18 protein-coding genes are annotated in these 19,294 nt (G+C 65.2%); 7 read left to right on the top strand and 11 right to left on the bottom strand.

Features of this window, described 5'->3' with window-relative positions:
- The first annotated feature begins 3 nt into the window (after positions 1-3).
- Positions 4-567, top strand: a complete 564-nt coding sequence (locus tag ACP2WS_RS02820; RefSeq protein ID WP_426459402.1) for a hypothetical protein — start codon at positions 4-6, stop codon at positions 565-567.
- A 42-nt stretch (positions 568-609) separates the two neighbouring features.
- On the opposite strand, the gene ACP2WS_RS02815 is transcribed toward ACP2WS_RS02820, so the two are convergent.
- The 8 genes from ACP2WS_RS02815 to ACP2WS_RS02780 all read right to left on the bottom strand — a co-directional run bounded on the left by ACP2WS_RS02815 (position 610) and on the right by ACP2WS_RS02780 (position 9,867).
- On the bottom strand, positions 610-1,293 hold the full coding sequence (locus ACP2WS_RS02815) for a histidine phosphatase family protein (RefSeq protein ID WP_426459400.1): 684 nt from the start codon (positions 1,291-1,293) through the stop codon (positions 610-612).
- 16 nt (positions 1,294-1,309) lie between these two features.
- The gene (locus ACP2WS_RS02810) at positions 1,310-2,161 is read right to left on the bottom strand and encodes an adenosylcobinamide-GDP ribazoletransferase (protein WP_426459399.1); all 852 of its coding nucleotides are present in this window, start codon (positions 2,159-2,161) and stop codon (positions 1,310-1,312) included.
- A gap of 135 nt (positions 2,162-2,296) precedes the next feature.
- Complete coding sequence (locus tag ACP2WS_RS02805; protein WP_374491262.1) at positions 2,297-2,626, bottom strand: NGK_0946 family protein; 330 nt, start codon at positions 2,624-2,626, stop codon at positions 2,297-2,299.
- Positions 2,627-2,646: 20 nt separating this feature from the next.
- The gene (locus tag ACP2WS_RS02800; RefSeq protein ID WP_374491260.1) at positions 2,647-2,916 is read right to left on the bottom strand and encodes a hypothetical protein; all 270 of its coding nucleotides are present in this window, start codon (positions 2,914-2,916) and stop codon (positions 2,647-2,649) included.
- A 188-nt stretch (positions 2,917-3,104) separates the two neighbouring features.
- On the bottom strand, positions 3,105-4,688 hold the full coding sequence (gene ilvA, locus ACP2WS_RS02795; RefSeq protein WP_426459396.1) for a threonine ammonia-lyase, biosynthetic: 1,584 nt from the start codon (positions 4,686-4,688) through the stop codon (positions 3,105-3,107).
- A gap of 119 nt (positions 4,689-4,807) precedes the next feature.
- Positions 4,808-7,726 (bottom strand): valine--tRNA ligase, encoded by a 2,919-nt coding sequence (locus ACP2WS_RS02790; RefSeq protein WP_426459393.1) that lies wholly within the window; start codon positions 7,724-7,726, stop codon positions 4,808-4,810.
- A gap of 397 nt (positions 7,727-8,123) precedes the next feature.
- Positions 8,124-9,014: an MBL fold metallo-hydrolase gene (locus ACP2WS_RS02785; RefSeq protein WP_426459391.1), complete on the bottom strand. Its 891-nt coding sequence runs from the start codon at positions 9,012-9,014 to the stop codon at positions 8,124-8,126.
- Positions 9,015-9,036: 22 nt separating this feature from the next.
- Entirely contained in the window at positions 9,037-9,867 is an 831-nt protein-coding gene (locus tag ACP2WS_RS02780; RefSeq protein WP_426459389.1) for a sulfite exporter TauE/SafE family protein, read from the bottom strand.
- Positions 9,868-10,132: 265 nt separating this feature from the next.
- Here ACP2WS_RS02780 and ACP2WS_RS02775 point away from each other — a divergent pair, with 265 nt between their 5' ends.
- From ACP2WS_RS02775 to ACP2WS_RS02750, 6 genes are all read left to right on the top strand, one after another.
- The gene (locus tag ACP2WS_RS02775; RefSeq protein WP_374491248.1) at positions 10,133-11,083 is read left to right on the top strand and encodes a lactate/malate family dehydrogenase; all 951 of its coding nucleotides are present in this window, start codon (positions 10,133-10,135) and stop codon (positions 11,081-11,083) included.
- A gap of 84 nt (positions 11,084-11,167) precedes the next feature.
- Positions 11,168-11,950, top strand: coding sequence for a peroxide stress protein YaaA (gene yaaA / locus ACP2WS_RS02770; RefSeq protein ID WP_426459386.1), 783 nt, complete (start codon positions 11,168-11,170; stop codon positions 11,948-11,950).
- Positions 11,951-11,953: 3 nt separating this feature from the next.
- On the top strand, positions 11,954-12,811 hold the full coding sequence (gene queF, locus ACP2WS_RS02765) for an NADPH-dependent 7-cyano-7-deazaguanine reductase QueF (RefSeq protein ID WP_426459384.1): 858 nt from the start codon (positions 11,954-11,956) through the stop codon (positions 12,809-12,811).
- Between the two features lie 227 nt (positions 12,812-13,038).
- The gene (locus ACP2WS_RS02760; RefSeq protein WP_426459383.1) at positions 13,039-14,187 is read left to right on the top strand and encodes a Re/Si-specific NAD(P)(+) transhydrogenase subunit alpha; all 1,149 of its coding nucleotides are present in this window, start codon (positions 13,039-13,041) and stop codon (positions 14,185-14,187) included.
- A 2-nt stretch (positions 14,188-14,189) separates the two neighbouring features.
- Positions 14,190-14,528, top strand: coding sequence for an NAD(P) transhydrogenase subunit alpha part 2 (locus ACP2WS_RS02755; protein WP_374491240.1), 339 nt, complete (start codon positions 14,190-14,192; stop codon positions 14,526-14,528).
- Complete coding sequence (locus tag ACP2WS_RS02750; RefSeq protein ID WP_426459382.1) at positions 14,525-15,946, top strand: NAD(P)(+) transhydrogenase (Re/Si-specific) subunit beta; 1,422 nt, start codon at positions 14,525-14,527, stop codon at positions 15,944-15,946. The genes ACP2WS_RS02755 and ACP2WS_RS02750 overlap by 4 nt, the downstream gene beginning before the upstream one ends.
- 60 nt (positions 15,947-16,006) lie before the next feature.
- On the opposite strand, the gene ACP2WS_RS02745 is transcribed toward ACP2WS_RS02750, so the two are convergent.
- The 3 genes from ACP2WS_RS02745 to ACP2WS_RS02735 all read right to left on the bottom strand — a co-directional run bounded on the left by ACP2WS_RS02745 (position 16,007) and on the right by ACP2WS_RS02735 (position 19,157).
- Positions 16,007-17,254: a Y-family DNA polymerase gene (locus tag ACP2WS_RS02745; protein WP_426459381.1), complete on the bottom strand. Its 1,248-nt coding sequence runs from the start codon at positions 17,252-17,254 to the stop codon at positions 16,007-16,009.
- Between the two features lie 91 nt (positions 17,255-17,345).
- The gene (locus ACP2WS_RS02740) at positions 17,346-17,822 is read right to left on the bottom strand and encodes an SPOR domain-containing protein (protein WP_374491235.1); all 477 of its coding nucleotides are present in this window, start codon (positions 17,820-17,822) and stop codon (positions 17,346-17,348) included.
- 174 nt (positions 17,823-17,996) lie between these two features.
- Positions 17,997-19,157, bottom strand: coding sequence for an alpha-hydroxy acid oxidase (locus tag ACP2WS_RS02735; RefSeq protein ID WP_426459380.1), 1,161 nt, complete (start codon positions 19,155-19,157; stop codon positions 17,997-17,999).
- Positions 19,158-19,294: the final 137 nt, after the last annotated feature.

Raw genomic sequence — 19,294 nt, 5'->3', positions numbered from 1 at the left:
TCTATGCCCAACAGCCTGAACGTGGAAAAACTGCTCAAGAAATGGACTGTCCCTCTGGTGGCAGGGCTGGCGGCCGTCGCTCTGATCGGCGGCATCTACTTCGGCTGGCGGATGAAGTCCACGCAGCCTGCGTCGGACATGGAAGCGGCGGGGGATGCCTCGGCCGCTTCGGTCAGCAATCTGGACATTCAGGAGCAGACACAGCTGCTCACCCGCAAACCTGCCCTCCAGGGCTCTCCTGTGCAGCCGACCCAGCTGGCCGGCAGCGGTGCCGTGGCCGGAGGTGGTGGCGGGCACAGTGGCCATCCGGGCGAGATCATGGCGCCGGGGGGAGTCCAGCTGGGCCATGATGTGGCACCCGTTGCTCCCCGAGCAGACAGCGGTACGGGACGTCAGCCGGACGCCACGCTTTCCAAGACAGCGCCAGCGGATGCGGTGCCCGTGGATTCGGCAGCAGATCTCACTGCGCCTGCCCAGGCAGCCAATCCGGCCAAGACGCGCAGAGCCGGGGCGGGTACTACCGGCAATGGAGCGCAGGCGGGAGGGGACGCCTTCAACGGGCAGTGACGGCACGCACACACTGGTCGCCGCTGACGAACAGGTTCCGCTCTACTCCCTGGCGTTCATGAGGGGATTCGACGGAACAATGGGAGCCATGAGCCGGTAGCCTCCAGGAGAGGCGGCCTCCAGGCCTGCCCATTGTGCTGCGGTGAGCGTGCCGCGGAGCGGATCGAATCCGGTCTGCCACAACAGGGCTGTGGCACGCATGACACCTGCATGGGTGATCCAGATGGTGGGTATCCGGCAGCGCTGGTGTGCCATGGCCAGCTCGGAAACGCGGGAGATCAGCTCGCGCACGGTTTCGCCCTTGCCTCCAAGGCGAAAATCCATGAAGGAGGCCATCCAGAGCGCCCATTCTTGCGGTGTGATGTCGGACCAGGGACGGTTTTCCCATGTGCCGAAATGGATTTCCGCGAGACGTGTATCGCAGGAGCAGGTCACAGGGATGCCCAGCGGCTGCAGTCGTGTCGCCAGTGCCTCCTGAAGCTGTAGACAGCGGCCGAGCGGAGATGCCACCAGCCGGAGCGGTGCGTGCCAGACATCCGGCTGGGCGCTGCGATGATCCAGCACGGCCTGCACCATGGCAAGGGCGGCTTCCTCGGTGTGGCCGGGATCGGCTTCGACATTGTGCTGGCCGTAGCAGATTCCCGGTGCAATGCAGGGGCGTGCATGGCGCAGCAGCCACAATGGGCTTGAAAGGGGCAAAGGCCCAGTCTGCTGGTGCATGGACATGTCGGTCTGGCAGGGCTCAGAGCTGGCCCATGGCCCGGAGCACGGCCGTGAGTGCGGCGGCCAGGAAAACCATGTCGCAGACCTGCTGGGTGGCCCCGAGACAATCCCCGGTGTAGCCGCCGAGCCGCTTGCGGAACCATCCGTACATGGCCCATGCAGCCACTGCGGACGCCAGCGTGGCCACGCCCAGGATGGCTACCAGCCAGGCGCCCTGGGGCAGCCAGTAGCACAGGGCCAGCGGCAGGCACCACAGCGCAGCCGACCACAGGGAGACCGCATGCATCTCGCCCATGGCCTGCACGGTCTTGGAGCTGTCATCCGTGCGGGCATAGGGCAGCAGGCGGATGAGCAGCAGGGGAAAGAAGCGCGAGATGACGTGGGAGCCGACGATCACGCAGACGGCAAGAAAGGGCTGCACGATGCCCATGCACGCCAGCAGGAGCACGCGCAGCGCCAGGCTGGCGATGAGAGCCAGCACACCGTAGCTCCCCACGCGCGAATCCTTCATGATGGCAAGCGCACGGGCGGGGCTGGCTGCACCGCCGAGCGCATCGGCCACATCGGCCAGCCCGTCCTCGTGCAGGGCACCTGTGACGAAGATGCTGCACAGAACGGCTGCCAGCGATGCCAGCAGCATGAGCAGCGAGGGAGCGGCCATGGTCAGGACCGGGGCACCCCACAGATGCAGGGTGAGCAGGAAACAGCCTGCGGAGAGTGCCCCCGTGATCCAGCCGATGGCCGGGAAATGGCACAGCGATGCCTGCATGAGCGCCGGGGTATACCCCGCCCATGTGACCAGTGCGCCTGGAAGTGGAATGCGGGTGAAAAACTGCAGGGCCAGCACCAGTTGGCGTGCCAGAAGGTTCATGGGAGGACATCCGTGATGAAGGGCGGGAGCTGCCTTTCCTTGGGGAGGAGGAAACCCCCTTACCTCCGGAATCCTAAAACAAAAAAAGGGCTGCCGATGAAGGCAGCCCCTGGGCTCTGCGGTGGAAAGTGCGGATCAGAAGCCCCAGCGCAGGTTGCGAACGGTACCGATCACGCCGTTGGTGGTCATCAGGCCGTTGTTGACCGTGGCCAGGGTGCCGTTGATCTCGTCACGCTTGGCCTGGCGCTTCTGGGCTTCGAGGGCCAGCTCCTCGGAAGTATTCTGGCGCTGGCGACGGTGCTGGCGGAGCTCGGCGACGGAGAGCTGCGCGGATTCCTTGTTGCGCCCCTGCTTGATGGCGGCGGAATCGTCGCCCATGGCGTAGTCGCCCACCGAACCGCCGGTGGCACAGCCCGTCAGCACCGTGGACAGCAGCACTGCGGAGATCGGGATGAGTTTTTTCATGAGAAGGAGTCTCCAGTCAATTAACGAATCAGGTACACAGGCGCCACATAGACGGGCGCCACATCTCCACGGGCGCGATGGATGGCGTCGGCCGCGTCCATCATCTCTTCGCGTCGCTCCTTGCGCAGTTCGGCACGCTCGGTGCGTTCGGACTGCTGGATGCGGGCACTGTCGGCATTCATGGCGGCCTGGTCCACCGGGGGAAGGTGACGGTCTCCGTAGGAAATGCCGGTGCATCCGCTGACCAATGCGGCGCATGCCGTCACGAGGAGGACTTTGTCGAGAACCATCTGTCGCTGCTCCAATGGGGGTATGTGAGAACATCGATGCATACGAGAGAACGAAAAAATACGTTTCACCGCTTACCGATGTATACATTCTAGCGACAGAAGGATGTTTTGAATACCTAGGATCGTATGTTTGTGCTGAAGACTCCTAAAGTTCTCATTGATGTGGCGGTGACGCCGCAGTGTAAGCCTTACAGGAACATGCGGTAGACCGGGCTGTCGGTTTCCTCGACGTAGGGATAGTCGAGCGTGTCGAGAAAAGCCTGGAAATCGGCGGCATCACGGGCGGGAACCTGGATCCCGACGAGGACCTGGCTGGAGTCGGCACCCTGATTGCGGTAATGGAAAAGACTGATGTTCCAGTCGGGATTCATCAGATGCAGGAACTTCATCAGGGCCCCGGGACGTTCCGGGAAGAAGAAGCGCAGCAGCCGCTCGTCGGTGGCCACGTCGCTGAGGCCGCCGATCATGTAGCGGATGTGGCTCTTGGCGAGCTCGTCGTGTGTGAGGTCGAGCGTGCTGAAGCCTTGCTTGATGAATTTCTGGGCAATCTTTTCGCTTTCACCATGACCGTGGGTGCTCAGACCGACGAAGACGTGGGCCTTTTCGCTGCTGCGCATGCGGTAGTTGAATTCGGTGACGTTGCGCGGGGCGCCGCCCATGTTGGCGATGAGCTCGCACAGCCGGCGGAAGCTGCCGCGCTCCTCGGGGATGGTGACGGCAAACAGGCCTTCGTGTTCCTCGCCCATTTCGGCGCGTTCGGCCACGAAGCGCAGGCGGTCGAAGTTCATGTTGGCGCCGCAGAGAACGGCGGCAAAGGTCTGGCCCTTGCACTTGTGGGTGGCCACATACTGCTTGATGGCGGCCACGCCCATGGCGCCGGCCGGTTCGACGATGCTGCGCGTGTCGACGAAGATGTCCTTGAGTGCGGCACAGACGGCATCGGTGTTGACGACGACGTAGTCGTCAAGAAGCTCGCGGCAGAGCCGGAAGGTTTCTTCGCCCACGAGCTTGACGGCGGTACCGTCCGAGAAGAGGCCGACATCATGCAGGGTGACGCGGTGGGCTGCCTGCACGGATTGGAGCATGGCGTCGGAGTCGTTCATCTGCACGCCGATGACCTTGATGCCGGGGCGCACGGCCTTGATGTAGCTGGCGATGCCGGCCGCCAGGCCGCCACCGCCGATGGCGACGAACACGGCGTCGAGGTTGCGGTGGGGCAGTCCCTGGAGCTGCTGGAGCATTTCCATGGCGATGGTGCCCTGCCCGGCGATGACGTCGGGGTCATCAAAGGGGTGGATGAAGGTGAGGCCTTCTTCCTGCTGCAGCTTGACGGACTGGTCATAGGCATCGCTGTAGCTTTCGCCGGCGAGCACGACTTCGCCGCCCAGCGCCTTGACGGCATCGATCTTGAGCTGCGGGGTGGTGGTCGGCATGACGATGACGGCGCGGGTGCCGAGCTTGCGCGCACCCAGTGCAACGCCCTGGGCATGGTTGCCGGCGGAGGCGCAGATGACCCCCTTCTTGAGCTGTTCGGGCGAGAGCTGAGCCATCTTGTTGTAGGCGCCGCGCAGCTTGAAGCTGAAGACAGGCTGCTGGTCCTCGCGCTTGAGCAGCACGGTGTTGCCCAGGCGGCGGCTCAGGTTCCGGGCGTGGTCGAGGGGGGTCTCGTGGGCCACGTCGTAGACGCGGGCGTTGAGGATCTTCCTGAGGTAGCCGTCTACGGTGAGGGGGGCGAGCGCGGAGGAGGTGGAGGGGGAGGCCATGGTGTCCATGTGATCGGTTCGGAAGATGCAAGAAATGAAAAAAAACGGCGCAACCGTCGAGAAAGGGTCCGTCTTCCCGTCAGGAAACGGACAGTATCTCTCAGGCTACGCCGTGCAGGGCGGTGGCGTCAACCCAGACGGGCCAATTGCTCGCGGATCTTGGTGAGGGTGGCGCCGAAGTCGGCGACGCGCTGACGTTCCTGTTCGATGACGGCGGCCGGGGCCTTGGCGACGAAGTTCTGGTTGGAGAGCTTGCCGTTGGCCTTGGCGATTTCGGTTTCGAGGCGGGTGGCTTCCTTGCCCAGGCGGGCGCGTTCGGCATCGCGGTCGATTTCCATGAAGAGGGCGAGGCGGACTTCGCCCACGACGGCCACGGGAGCGGCCTGGGCTGCGGTCTGCCAGGTGGCTTCATCGTCGAAGACGCGGACTTCGCCCAGCTTGGCCAGGGCCTTGAGCACCGGGGCCGTCTGCGCGAGGAAGGCTGCGCTGTCGGGGCCGGCAGCCAGGGCATAGAGCGGCAGACGCTGGGCGGGAGAGACGCCCATCTCGCCGCGCAGGTTGCGACAGGCGTCGACCATGTGCTTGAGCTGGGTGACGTGGGCCTCGGCGGATTCGTCGATTTTCTCGGGGTTGCTGACAGGGTAGGCCGCCACGCTCACGGAATCTCCCGTCCGGCCGGCGAGGGGGGCCACCTTCTGCCAGAGTTCCTCGGTGATGAAGGGAATGACGGGGTGGGCGAGGCGCAGCAGGGTTTCCAGCGTGCGGATCAGGGTATGGCGGGTGCCGCGCTGGCAGGCTTCGTCACCGGTCTGGATCTGGACCTTGGCGATTTCCAGGTACCAGTCGCAGAACTCGTTCCAGATGAAGTCATAGAGGGCGTTGGCCACGTTGTCGAGACGGTATTCGGCAAAGCCACGGGCGACTTCGGCTTCCACGCGCTGGAGGCGGCTGACGATCCAGCGGTCGGCAGGGGTGAAGGTCTTGAAGGTCCGGTCGCAGACTTTTTCGGCTCCGCTCGGGTGCACGAGGCCGCAGTCGTGGCCTTCGCAGTTCATGAGGACGAAGCGGGTGGCGTTCCAGAGCTTGTTGCAGAAGTTGCGGTAGCCCTCGCAGCGCTTGCTGTCGAAGTTGATGCTGCGTCCGAGGCTGGCCAGTGCGGCAAAGGTAAAGCGCAGGGCGTCGGCACCGTAGGCGGGAATGCCCTCGGGGAATTCCTTTTCGGTGGCCTTGCGGACCTGGGGAGCGGTTTCGGGCTTGCGCAGGCCGCGGGTGCGCTTGTCGAGCAGGGGGGCGAGTTCGATGCCGTCGATGAGGTCGACCGGGTCGAGCACGTTGCCTTCGGACTTGCTCATCTTCTTGCCCTGTGCGTCGCGCACGAGCCCATGGATGTAGACATGCCGGAAGGGGACGCGGCCGGTGAAGTGGGTGGTCATCATGATCATCCGGGCGACCCAGAAGAAGATGATGTCGTAGCCGGTGACGAGCACCGTGCTGGGCAGGTAGAGGTCATAGTCCTTGAGGGGGTCTTGCTGGGACAGTGCGTCGGGCCAGCCCAGGCTGCTGAAGGGCACCAGAGCGGAGGAGTACCAGGTGTCGAGCACGTCGGGGTCGCGCGTGAGGGTGCGGCCGGGAGCCTGTGCCTGCGCATCGGCCTCGGTGCGGGCGACGTAGACCTGGCCTTCCTCGTCGTACCAGGCGGGAATCTGGTGCCCCCACCAGAGCTGGCGGCTGATGCACCAGTCCTGGATGTTGTTCATCCACTGGTTGTAGGTGTTGATCCAGTTTTCGGGCACGAAGCGGACGGCGCCGCCCTGCACGGCATCGATGGCCTTCTGGGCGATGCTCTTGCCGGTGGCGTCTCCCTTGCCGACCGTGTTCATGGCCACGAACCACTGGTCGGTGAGCATGGGCTCGACCACGGCACCGGTGCGGGCGCAGCGCGGCACCATGAGCTTGTGCTTCTGGGTCTGCACGAGCACGCCCAGGGCTTCCAGATCGCGCAGCACCGCCTTGCGTGCCACGTAGCGGTCCATGCCGCGATAGGCTTCGGGGGCGTTGTCGTTGACGGTGGCATCGAGTGCGAGGATGCTGATCATGGGCAGCTGGTGGCGCTGGCCCACGGCATAGTCGTTGGTGTCATGGGCCGGGGTGACCTTGACCACGCCGGTGCCGAAGGTGCGGTCGACATAGGCGTCGGCGATGACGGGGATGTCGCGTCCCACGAGCGGCAGGCGCACGGTCTTGCCGATGAGGGCGCTGTAGCGTTCGTCCTCGGGGTGGACCATGACGGCCACGTCACCCAGCATGGTTTCGGGGCGCGTGGTGGCGACGGTGAGGCTGCCGCTGCCATCGGAAAGCGGGTAGGCGATGTGCCACAGGAACCCGTCTTCCTCCTCGCTTTCCACTTCCAGGTCGGACACGGCCGACTTGAGTACGGGGTCCCAGTTCACGAGGCGCTTGCCGCGGTAGATCAGGCCCTGTTCGTACAGACGCACGAAGGTGTCGACGACCACGCGGCTGAGTTTGTCGTCCATGGTGAAGTATTCGCGGCTCCAGTCCACGCTGTCGCCCATGCGGCGCATCTGGGTGGTGATGGTGCTGCCGCTTTCCTCTTTCCATTCCCAGACCTTGGAGATGAAGTTCTTGCGGGCTTCCGTGGGGGTGGGGCCCATGTCGTGGCGGCTCGTGCCCGCGCTCTGGAGCTGGCGTTCCACCACGATCTGGGTGGCGATGCCCGCGTGGTCGGTACCGGGAATCCAGACCGTGTTGAAGCCGCGCATGCGGTGGTAGCGCGTGAGGCTGTCCATGATGGTCTGGTTGAAGGCGTGCCCCATGTGCAGCGTGCCGGTGACATTGGGCGGCGGGAGCTGGATGGCGAAGTTCTCCTGGCGGGCGGCGGCATCGGCATCGGGGCGGCCGGTGCCGCGGAAACCTGCATGGCCATAGCCGCGACGCTCCCATTCGGGGCCCCATTGGGCCTCGATGGCGGCGGGTTCGAAGGATTTGGTCAGTGCGGCCAGCGCAGGTTGTTGCAGGGCTTCGGTCATGATGAATCGGATGGAATGGAGAGAGGCGTGCGACGAACCCGTCCTGCTGCCAAGGCAGGCCGACGGGCAATGAATTCCAGGGGACGGCAGTTCGGGATGGGGGCGGCGCAGGGTGTCATCTGCATATGCAGGACACCCCCTGTGCCGATGCGGCTGCAGGGGCATTGAACCCGCCATCACAGGCAATTGCCCGGGCGTGCCAGAGCGCCAGGGGGCATGTGCCAGGACTGGCTTCCGCACGGAAACTGTGTCGTGAAGGAACGATTTTAAGACGTGGGAGCAGCGGATGCATCTCCCGGCCGTCTTGTTCGGCCTCGCGAACCCCGTGCCTCAGGCCGTCTGCAGTGGGCGCCCGGGTGTGCAGGCGGGGTGAGGCGGACGGGAATCCCGCAGGGCGTCACAGCACGTTCAGAGGGATCTTGAGGTAGCGGGTGCCGTTGGATTCAGCGGCCGGAAGGTGGCCCGCGCGGATGTTGACCTGCACGGCCGGCAGGATGAGCTGGGGCATGTCCAGCGTGGCGTCGCGGGTCTGGCGCATGGACACGAAGGCCTCCAGGGCGATGCCGTCATGCACGTGGATGTTGTATCGGCGGTGTTCGCCCACCGTGTTCTCGCAGTAGGCGGCGGGGTTGGCTGCCACTCCCTCGGCATAGTTGTGACAGAGCATGATGCGCGTATCGGCAGGCAGGGACAGCAGGCGACGCACCGAGTGGTACATGTCCTGCGCGCTGCCGCCCGGGAAGTCGCAGCGTGCCGTGCCGGCATCGGGCGCGAAGAGCGTGTCGCCGACGAACACCAGATCGGCCTGTCCGGTCGGCGTGTGTACGCGATAGGCCATGTCGGCCGGGGTGTGTCCCGGGACATGCAGGGCCTCGATCTGGAGCGTTCCCAGGGCGATGCGGTCCCCATCGGACATCAGTTGCCCGAACTGGCTGCCGTCGCAGGCCAGCTCCGGCAGGTGAAAGATGCCGGCAAACGTGCGCTGGACGGTGGTGATCGGCTGGCCGATGACCACGGTACCCCCCACCTGCTCGTGCAGCCATGCCGCGCTGGTGAGGTGATCGGCATGGGCGTGTGTCTCGATGATCCACTGCACATCGAGCTCAAGGCCACGTACATGGTCGACGATGCGCTGGGCACTGTGGGTGCCGGTGCGCCCGGCCTTGGGATCATAGTCGAGCACCGGGTCGATGATGGCGCAGGCACTGCCCGGACCGGTATGCAGCACGTAGCTGAAGGTGCTTGAAAAGCTGTCGAAGAAGGGGGTAACGACGACTTGAGGGGCCATGCTTGTCTCCTTGTGGGGGCGATCAGGCCGCCATGGGCAGCCACTGGGGGGCAAAGGTGCGCATCAGCAGCAGCACGGTGGCCAGCAGCACCAGGGCGGCAAAGCCGCGCTTGAGCAGGGTGTGCGGGATGCGGTGGGCCACCATGCGGCTGGCGAGCATGCCCACGGCCGTGGCGGCGATGAAATACCATCCCTCGGGGGGAATGGAGGTCGAGCCATGCAGCGTGCCCTGCAGGACCGTGGTGCCGGACACCAGCGCAATGACCGCCAGCGACGTCAGCACGATGCCGTGGTGGGTGAGATTGGTATAGCGCTGCAGCATGGGCACGATGAAGAATCCGCCTCCCACGCCCAGCATGCCGGTGAACAGCCCCGTCACCGCGCCGATGCTTCCGAGCGTGAGAAAGCAGGCGGGCGTCCAGCAGAAGCGCCCGGTTTCAGGGTCGAGGCGGCAGGGGGCATCGACGGTGTGGGCCTGGGCAGCATGCCGCGCCAGCGTGCTGCGCCATGTTCGCCATGCCACGAACAGCATGATGGCGCTGAAGAGCAGGGCGAGCAGTTCGGGGGACACCTGGTGCGCCAGCCACAGCCCCACAGGCGCGGTCAAGGCACCCAGCAGCACCATGTAGAAGGCTGCCTTGTAGCGCACCAGCCCTCTGCGCAGCCCATCGGCTGCACTCAGGGCGCTGCCGAGAGAGACGGCCACCAGGGCGACCGGCTTGGCGCTGACCATGCCCAGTCCTGAGCCGAGCACCAGAGCCGGTATGGCCAGAATGCCGCCTCCGGCGCCGGTCAGTCCCATGACGGCCCCGATGCCGAGCCCGAGAAGGATGCTGGTGAGATGCAGCGTCATGTGCGTGCCCGCAGGAAAAGGAGAGAGGATTGGAAAGAGAAAAGCGAGGAAACGATGCGCATGGCAATCATTATATTAATAAATATATTGTATGGTGTATCGGAACCTTACGGTCTGTTTCCGGGGAGTGTCCTGCAGGCTTGCGGCGGCGGCCGCGGACTGGAATGCTTGTTGCTACCATCCCCGCGTGGGGCCGGAGCATGCACAGTACCCGTGCATGGTGCACGGACTGGCTGATCCGGCCCCGCAATGGAGTACATGACCAATGAAAATCTCTGTGATCGGAGCGGGGGCCGTCGGTGTGGCGGTCTGCAGCTACATCCTTACCATGGGTGAGTGCCGCGAGCTGGTGCTGGTGGACAAGAACCGTGACCGCAGCGAAGGCGAACAACTCGATTTCAGCCATACCAGTGCGCTGGCCTTCTCGAAGAACACGCACATCGTGGCAGGCGACTATGCCGATGCGGCTGGCAGTGATGTCGTGATCATCACGGCAGGCGCGCAGATCAAGGTGGGGCAGGACCGCCAGGAGCTCGCGCAGATCAACTCGGGCATCTGCGTGGAGATCGCGCGGGAGCTCGAACACTATGCGCCAGACGCCATCCTCATCATCGTGACCAACCCGTGCGACGTGCTGGCGCACTTCATCGTCAGCAACACCGGCTATCCGCCGGATCGCGTCATCAGTGCGGGCTGCGTGATCGACACGGCGCGGCTCATGAAGATCCTGGGCGACCGTGTGGGACTCGATCCCAAGAACGTCTTCGGCATGGTCATGGGCGAGCATGGCATGAGTGCCACGATTCCCTGGAGCATTGCCAACATCGCCGGCCTGTCGATCGACGACTACTGTGTGGCCCATGGCATGCCTCCGTTCGACAAGGCGGCCCTGCTGGAGGATGTCAAGCAGGCCGGCATCGAGATCTTCCGGCGCAAGTTCAACACCAACCACGGCATCGCCGCAAGCGTGTTCCGCATCATCCGGGCCATCACCATCAACGAGCATTCCGTGCTGCCGGTGGGCACCCAGCTCAATGGCGAGTACGGCCTGAACAACGTGGTGCTCAGTGTGCCCTGTGTCGTCAATGCACAGGGCATCGAGCGGGTGCTGCGCTACCCCCTGCTGCCCGACGAGCTGGCACAATTGGCCCATTCCGCAGACCTGCTGCGCAAGGTGATCGACCAGGTGAAGGTCGAGACGGGGCTCGACGGCTGATGGCCGGGGAGTCTTGATGCCCGGAACACCGGGCGCCGGGTGGGCAGGCCTCTTGCGGAGCGTCCTGCCCATTTGCCTTCTGCCATGCTTTTCGTTGTATCTCCTGCCAAGTCTCTGGATTACGAGACACCTCTTGCCACTTCCGCCCACAGCGCGCCCATGTTCATGGATCAGGCGGCAGAACTGGTGCAGGTGCTGCGCGACCAGTCCCCGCAACAGCTCGCCGAGCTCATGCACATCAGCGACAAGCTCGCCACCCTCAATGTGGCACGCTATGCCGTCTGGAGCGAACAGGCGACCCCCGACAATGCCCGCCCGGCCGTGCTGGCGTTCAATGGCGATGTGTACGAGGGCCTGGATGCCCGCAGCCTGGACGGCGCACAGCTCGACTGGCTGCAGCAGCACCTCTGCATCCTGAGCGGCCTCTACGGCGTGCTGCGCCCGCTCGATCTGCTCGAACCTTACCGCCTCGAAATGGGCACGCGCCTTGCCAATCCGCGTGGCCGCGATCTCTACCAGTTCTGGGGCGATCGCATCGCACGCTACCTGCGTGAGCGCCTGGCGCAGGAACCCGAAGCGGGGCGCGTGCTGGTCAATCTGGCCTCGCAGGAGTATTTCCGCTCGGTGGACCTGCAGGCCCTGAAGACGCGCGTGGTGGAGTGCGTGTTCGAGGACTTCAAGGGCGGACGCTACAAGATCATCAGCTTCCACGCCAAGCGGGCGCGCGGGCTCATGGTGCGCCATGCCGTGGAACACCGCGTCGCCTCGGTCGAAGGGCTCCGGAGCTTTGACCGCGAAGGCTATGCCTATGACGCGCCGGCGTCGGGGCCGGATCGCCTGGTGTTCCGTCGCCGGCTGGAGGATTGAGCCATGGAAATCCGTCATACCCCCGAACAGTCCGAACTCGGCAAGCGCTCGGCCTATGCCGACGCCTATGATCCCGGCCTGCTGTTTCCCCTGCCACGCGAGCCCAAGCGGATCGAGATCGGGCTCACGGGGCGCATGCCCTTCATCGGGGCCGATCTGTGGACCGGCTACGAGCTGAGCTGGCTCAATCTGCGCGGCAAGCCGCAGGTGGCCATTCTGCAGGTGCACATTCCCTGCGAGACCCCGCACATCATCGAGAGCAAGTCGTTCAAGCTCTACCTCAACAGTTTCAACAACAGCGTCTTTGTCGATGCCGAAGCAGTGCGCACGCGCATCTTCGCGGATGTGAACGAAGCCGTCTGGCGCGGCGCGCCTACCATGGACGCCAGCATCGGCGTACGCCTCGTCACTCCCGAGCAGTTCGATCAGCAGGAGCTGCATGAGCTCTCCGGCCTGAGTCTCGACCGCCTGGACTGCGAGTGCACCGACTACCTGCCTGCCCCGCACCTGCTCGTCACCCGGCCCGAAGAGGGCATGGTCACCGAGACTCTCACGAGTCATCTGCTCAAGAGCAACTGCCTGGTGACAGGCCAGCCGGACTGGGCCAGCGTGCAGATTGCCTACAGCGGCTCCCAGATCAGCCACGAGGGACTGCTGCGCTATCTGGTGAGCTTTCGCAACCACCACGAGTTCCATGAGCAGTGCGTGGAGCGCATCTTCACCGACATCTGGCGGCGCTGCGAGCCGGTTCGGCTGTCTGTCTATGCGCGCTATACCCGCCGTGGGGGGCTCGACATCAACCCCTGGCGCAGCAGCCATCCGCAGGCCATGCCCTCCCTTGCACGCACCGCGCGGCAGTGACCCAGCCGGCACGGTGCCGGTGAGGGCTGTGGGGCGTATCGGGATTTTCCCCGGGAGCTGCGGCCGCTGCACGATGGGACCGGGACAATCTCTGCTAGAGTTACAAATATGTACATCTCCCTCCCGGGGTGATGGCGGGTTGCTGTGCGCCGTGGGGCGGCAGTTGCCGTCACCATCGTCATGACGGGAGGGCTGGAGGCCAAGTCCTCCCAGACTGAGGAGCAAGCGTGCGCATTGGAATTCCTCTGGAAACCCTGGTCGGCGAGACCCGTGTGGCCGCCACCCCCGAGACGGTCAAGAAGTATGTGGCGGCCGGGCACGAGGTCTGCGTGCAGGCCGGTGCCGGCCTGGCTGCGGGCATCCCCGATGCCGCCTATCGCGAAGCGGGGGCTGCCCTGATGGACGCAGCCTCTGCCCTGTCGGCCGATCTGGTGCTCAAGGTGCGGCGCCCAGCAGCCGAGGAGCTGGCCGCCATGCGCAGGGGAGCTGCCCTGGTGGGCATGCTCGATCCCTTCGACCGCGCGGGGCTGGAACAGCTGGCAGGAGCGGGGCTGACAGCCTTTGCCCTGGAAGCCGCTCCGCGCACCACCCGTGCCCAGAACATGGACGTGCTCTCCAGCCAGGCCAACATCGCGGGCTACAAGTCCGTGCTGGTGGCGGCCGAGCACTATCCGCGCTTCTTCCCCATGCTCATGACGGCGGCCGGTACCGTCAAGGCGGCGCGTGTGGTCGTGCTCGGGGTGGGCGTGGCGGGGCTGCAGGCCATTGCCACAGCCAAGCGCCTGGGGGCCGTGATCGAGGCAAGCGACGTGCGCCCCAGCGTGCGGGAACAGGTCGAATCGCTGGGAGCGCGCTTCATCGATGTGCCCTACGAGACCGACGAGGAGCGCGAGGCTGCCGAAGGCGCAGGAGGCTACGCCCGTCCCATGCCCCAGAGCTGGCTCGATCGCCAGAAGGTCGAGGTGGCCCGGCGGGTGGCACAGGCCGATGTGGTGATCACCACGGCGCTCATTCCCGGCCGGGCAGCGCCCACGCTGGTGACCGAGGACATGGTGGCATCCATGAAGCTGGGGTCGGTCATCGTGGACATGGCCGCAGGCAAGGGGCCTGCTGGCATCGACGGCAACTGCGTGCTGACCGAGGCCGGTCGCGTGGTGCAGGCCCACGGGGTCACCCTCGTTGGCGAAACCAACCTGCCCGCCCGCGTGGCGGCGGATGCCAGTGCACTCTATGCGCGCAATGTCTTCAACTTCCTGCGGCTGGTGCTTCCGGCCAGCGGGGAAACACCTGCCCAGGCGGGCCTGAAGATCGATCTCGAAGACGACATCGTGGCAGCCTGCCTGATGACCCAGGACGGCCAGATCCGGAGGAAATGACCATGGACACCCTCTCTCCCACCATCACCAATCTGATCATCTTCGTGCTTGCCATCTACGTGGGCTACCACGTGGTATGGAACGTGACGCCAGCCCTGCACACCCCGCTCATGGCGGTCACCAATGCCATCTCGGCCATCGTGATCGTGGGTGCCATGATCGCGGCCGCCGTGCCCTCCGGCATCTTCCCCAAGTTCATGGGGGTGGTGGCAGTGGCGCTGGCTGCCGTGAACGTGTTCGGCGGTTTTCTGGTCACCCGGCGCATGCTGGAGATGTTCCGCAAGAAGGACCGTCCCGCAGCCGCCGCAAAGCCCGAAGCCACCGGGGAGGACCACGCATGAGCCTCAATCTTGCAACCCTCCTGTATCTTGTGGCGAGCGTCTGCTTCATCCAGGCGCTCAAGGGGCTGAGCCATCCGCGCACGGCCATCCGGGGCAATCTGTTCGGCATGGTGGGCATGGGCATCGCCATCGTGACCACCTGTGCCCTCATCGTGCGGCTGGCGCACAGTCCCTGGCAGCTGGGCTGGGTGGTGCTCGGCCTGCTGGTGGGCGGCTCGGTCGGCACGGTGATGGCACGGCGCGTCGAGATGACCAGGATGCCCGAGCTCGTGGCTTTCATGCACAGCATGATCGGCCTGGCGGCCGTGTGCATTGCCTCGGCCACGGTGGCCGAGCCGCATGCATTCGGGGTGGCGCAGGGGGTGGATCTCATTCCCATGGGTAACCGCATCGAGCTGGCTCTGGGCTCGCTCATCGGGGCCATCACGTTCTCCGGTTCGGTGATCGCCTTCGGCAAGCTCTCGGGCAAGTACAAGTACCGTGTGTTCCAGGGAGCCCCGGTCACATTTCCGAACCAGCAATGGGTGAATCTGGGGCTGGCTGTGGCCACCCTGTTCTTCCTGCTGCTGTTTGCCGTCACGCAGAGCGTGATTGCCTTCACGCTCGTCACCCTGTTCGGCTTTGCGCTGGGTGTGCTGCTCATCATTCCGATCGGGGGGGCAGACATGCCGGTGGTGGTGTCGATGCTCAACAGCTATTCGGGCTGGGCAGCGGCGGGCATCGGGTTCTCGCTCGACAATCCCATGCTCATCATTGCAGGGTCGCTGGTGGGCAGCTCGGGGGCGATCCTGAGCTACATCATGTGCAAGGCCATGAACCGTTCCTTCGTGTCGGTGATTCTCGGCGGGTTCGGCGGCACCGCCGAGTCGTCAGCAGCGGGCGATGCCCCGCAGCGCAGTGTCAAGTCGGGCAGCCCCGAAGATGCGGCCTACGTGCTGTCCACTGCGAGCAGTGTCATCATCGTGCCGGGCTATGGCCTTGCCGTGGCGCGCGCCCAGACCGCGGTGGCCGATCTGGCCAAGAAGCTCACCTCCATGGGCGTGAGCGTCAAGTTCGCCATTCACCCTGTGGCGGGGCGCATGCCGGGGCACATGAACGTGCTCCTCGCGGAGGCCGAGGTGCCTTACGACGAAGTGTTCGAGATGGATGACATCAACGGCGAGTTCGCGCAGACCGACGTGGCCCTCATCCTGGGCGCCAACGACGTGGTCAACCCTGCTGCCCTGCAAAAGGGAAGCTCCATCTATGGCATGCCCATTCTCGACGCCTACAAGGCCCGTACCGTGATCGTCAACAAGCGTTCCATGGCCACCGGCTACGCAGGGCTGGACAACGAGCTCTTCTACATGGACAAGACCATGATGGTCTTTGGCGATGCCAAGAAGGTGATCGACACCATGCTCAAGGCACTGGAGTAGTGGAGGGAGGAGCGGATTGAGCGCGGTCGCAGGTGGCTCCATCCGTCCGCCAGGGCGGGATCAGAGGGAGGATTCCTCGAAGAGATCGCGCGTGTGGCAGACGTTTTGCTCGGCGTTGGCTGCGTCGGCTTCCTGGGCAGGCAGCAGGTGTCCCACCCGCACCCCCAGCAGCCGGAAGGGGCGGCTCAGGTCCACGCGCTTGAGACAGCGCCCCGCCATGCGGCGGATTTCCTGGGCGCTGTCGGTGTAGTGCGTCAGGGTCTGGTCACGGGTGGCGATGCGGAAGTCGGGGTAGCGCAGCTTGATGCCGATGGTGCGGCCCTTGTAGCCCTTGCGGTTCAGGTCGGCGGCCACCCGTTCGCACAGTGAGGTGAAGATGCGGCCCAGTTCCGCCTTGTCGCGCACGGCATGCAGGTCGCGGGCAAAGGTGGTTTCCCGACTCACCGATACCGGCTCGCTGTGCATCACCAGCGGGCGGGAATCGCGTCCCCAGGCCGCTTCATGCAGCCATGCGCCGTAGCTGGTTCCGAAGTGTTCCACCAGCCACTGGCGTTGCCGGGCCGCGATGTCTCCCAGGGTGGCAATGCCCAGTGCCGCCAGCCGTGCATCGGACTTGGGCCCGATGCCATTGAGCTTGCGACAGGGCAGGGGCCAGACCCGCGTCGGCAGGTCATCGGGCTGCAGAATGGTGATGCCGTTGGGCTTGTCGAACTCGCTCGCCAGCTTGGCGAGCAGCTTGTTGGGGGCCACCCCGATGGAGCAGGTCAGCCCCGTGGCTTCCAGAATGCCGCGCTGGATGCGCTGGGCCAGTACGCGTCCGCCGTCCTCGGTTCCGCCTGGTGCAGCACCGAAGTCGATGTAGACCTCGTCGATGCCGCGGTCTTCCATGACAGGAGCCAGCGAGGTGATGACCGACTTGAATCGCCGGGAGTAGTCGCGGTACCGGTCGAAGCTCACCGGCAGCAGGATGGCATCGGGACACAGCCGGGCCGCCTTCATGAGACCCATGGCCGATCCCACGCCGAAGCTGCGGGCCGGATAGGTGGCTGTCGTGATCACGCCCCGGCCCACGTAATCCCGCAGCTGGGCAAAGGCCGTTGTAGGAATGGCTTCGGGCTGGTTCCGGTAGCGTGCCTGCAGAGCCAGATCGGCGTCGGTGCCGCGCCCGCCTATGACGACCGGCAGTCCCCGAAGCTGCGGATAGCGCAGCAGCTCCACCGAGGCAAAGAACGCATCCATGTCGAGATGGGCAATGCGTCGTTGCCCGGGGGCTGCGGGGAGCGGGGACGGCAGGGAGGAGTCGCTCATGGTGCCGGTCTGCCGCACGGATGCGCCGCTGCCGTGGGCGCCACGGGGAGGCACGAAGAATCGAGGATCCGACGGATCCGGCGGATCGGGCTCACGGAGCGGCGTTGATGGCCTCCATGGAGGCATGGCTGCGCAGGGTGGCGCGGGCATCGAGGCGCTCGCGTTCGCTGGCAAACGGTCCCACCAGCACGCGGAAATGTGCGCCATGCGGAGCCACGCTCACCTTGGCCGACAGGCTGGGCACCTTGTTGCGCAGGGCATCGGCGGCACGATCGGCATTGGCCTGGCTGGAAAAGGCGCCGGTCTGCAGGAACATGCCGTTCAGGGGAGCGGCGTTCCGTGCATCCAGGGCTTCGGGAGCCACCGGGCTCGTGGTGGCACCCGCTTCCCCATTGCCTTCGCTGCGGATGCTCGCATCGACCACGGGGGTGCCCGCCGATGCAGCGCCGTCGGCGGCCGGCAGGTTGATGGTGGTGCACCCCGAAGCCAGTGCAGCCAGAGCGGCCAGAGTCAGGCCAGCCGACAGAGAGAGTCGAAGACGGGAAACGGAGAAGGGAAACAACGCCATGATGGAGGACTTTCCTGAAGGAAGAGGGGAGGTTCGGAATGGAGAGCCGGGGCACGGGCACACACCCGCAGGCCGCGCGGCTGGGTGGCGCTATTGTGCCGCGCGGGCGTCCGGTGCGCCACACCTGGCGCACGTACACGGCGCCTTGGGCTGCAGACGCGGAGAGGAACGGCTTCAGGGCAGCGGGTAGCTGCCGGGCAGCAGAATGTCCCGGGTCACCTGTTCGAGCTGCGTGTGGCCGCAGAAGGCCATGCTGATGTCGAGCTCGTTGTGGATGATGTCGAGCGCCTTGGTCACCCCGGCTTCCCCCATGGCGCCGAGCCCATACAGGAAGGGGCGCCCGATGTAGACCCCCCGTGCTCCCAGGGCACGGGCCTTGAGCACATCCTGCCCGCTGCGGATGCCCCCGTCCATGTGCACCTCGATGCGGTCACCCACGGCGTCGACGATGGAGGGCAGGGCGCTGATGGAGCTGCGCGCGCCATCGAGCTGGCGTCCTCCGTGGTTGCTCACGATCAGGGCATCGGCTCCGCTGTCCGCTGCCAGCCGGGCGTCTTCCACATCCAGGATGCCCTTGAGAATCAGCTTGCCGCCCCAGTAGCTGCGGATTTCTTCCACGTCCTTCCAGTTGAGGGTGGGATCGAACTGCTCGGCTGTCCACGCGGACAGCGACGAGACATCCTTCACGTTGCTGGCATGGCCCACGATGTTGCGGAAGGTGCGGCGGTTCGTGCCGAGCATGCCCATGCACCAGCGTGGCTTGGTAGCCAGATTGAGAAGGTTGGCCAGAGTGGGTTTGGGCGGGGTGGACAGCCCGTTCTTGATGTCCTTGTGGCGCTGGCCCAGCACCTGCAGGTCGAGCGTCAGCACGAGCGCGGAACAGTTCGCGGCCCGTGCGCGGTCGATCAGGTCGCGCATGAATCCGCGATCCCGCATCACGTACAGCTGGAACCAGAACGGATGTCCGTTCGTGCCCTCTGCCACATCCTCGATCGAGCAGATGCTCATGGTCGAGAGGGTGTAGGGCACCCCGAACTTCATGGCGGCCCGTGCGGCCAGGATCTCGCCGTCCGCATGCTGCATGCCCGTGAGTCCGGTAGGGGCCAGGGCCACGGGCATGGCCACCTTCTGGCCCAGCATGGTGGTGGCCGTGGAGCGGTTCTCCATGTTGACGGCCACGCGCTGGCGGAACTGAATGGGCCGGAAGTCCGCCTCATTGGCGCGATAGGTGCCCTCGGTCCATGAGCCGGCATCCACGTAGTCATAGAACATGCGGGGAACGCGCCGGCGCGCGAGCACGCGCAGGTCTTCGATGCAGGTGATGATGTCGGACATGGAATATTCCTGAAGGAAGGGGATCGCGGGCCTGTGCTCCGATCCGGCATGAAAAGCTTCCGATCGTAACGCCGCAGACCCCGTGCGGCACATCCTTCTCTCTTCTGGATGGCGGCGCGAGCAGCCCGCTGCCGGTC

Origin of the sequence: Brachymonas moutaii (nom. illeg.) (genome assembly GCF_049977365.1) — a bacterium.
Lineage (GTDB): Bacteria > Pseudomonadota > Gammaproteobacteria > Burkholderiales > Burkholderiaceae_C > Brachymonas.
The sequence above is the reverse complement of the archived record's forward strand: the minus strand, read 5'-3'. Positions and strand labels throughout refer to the sequence as shown.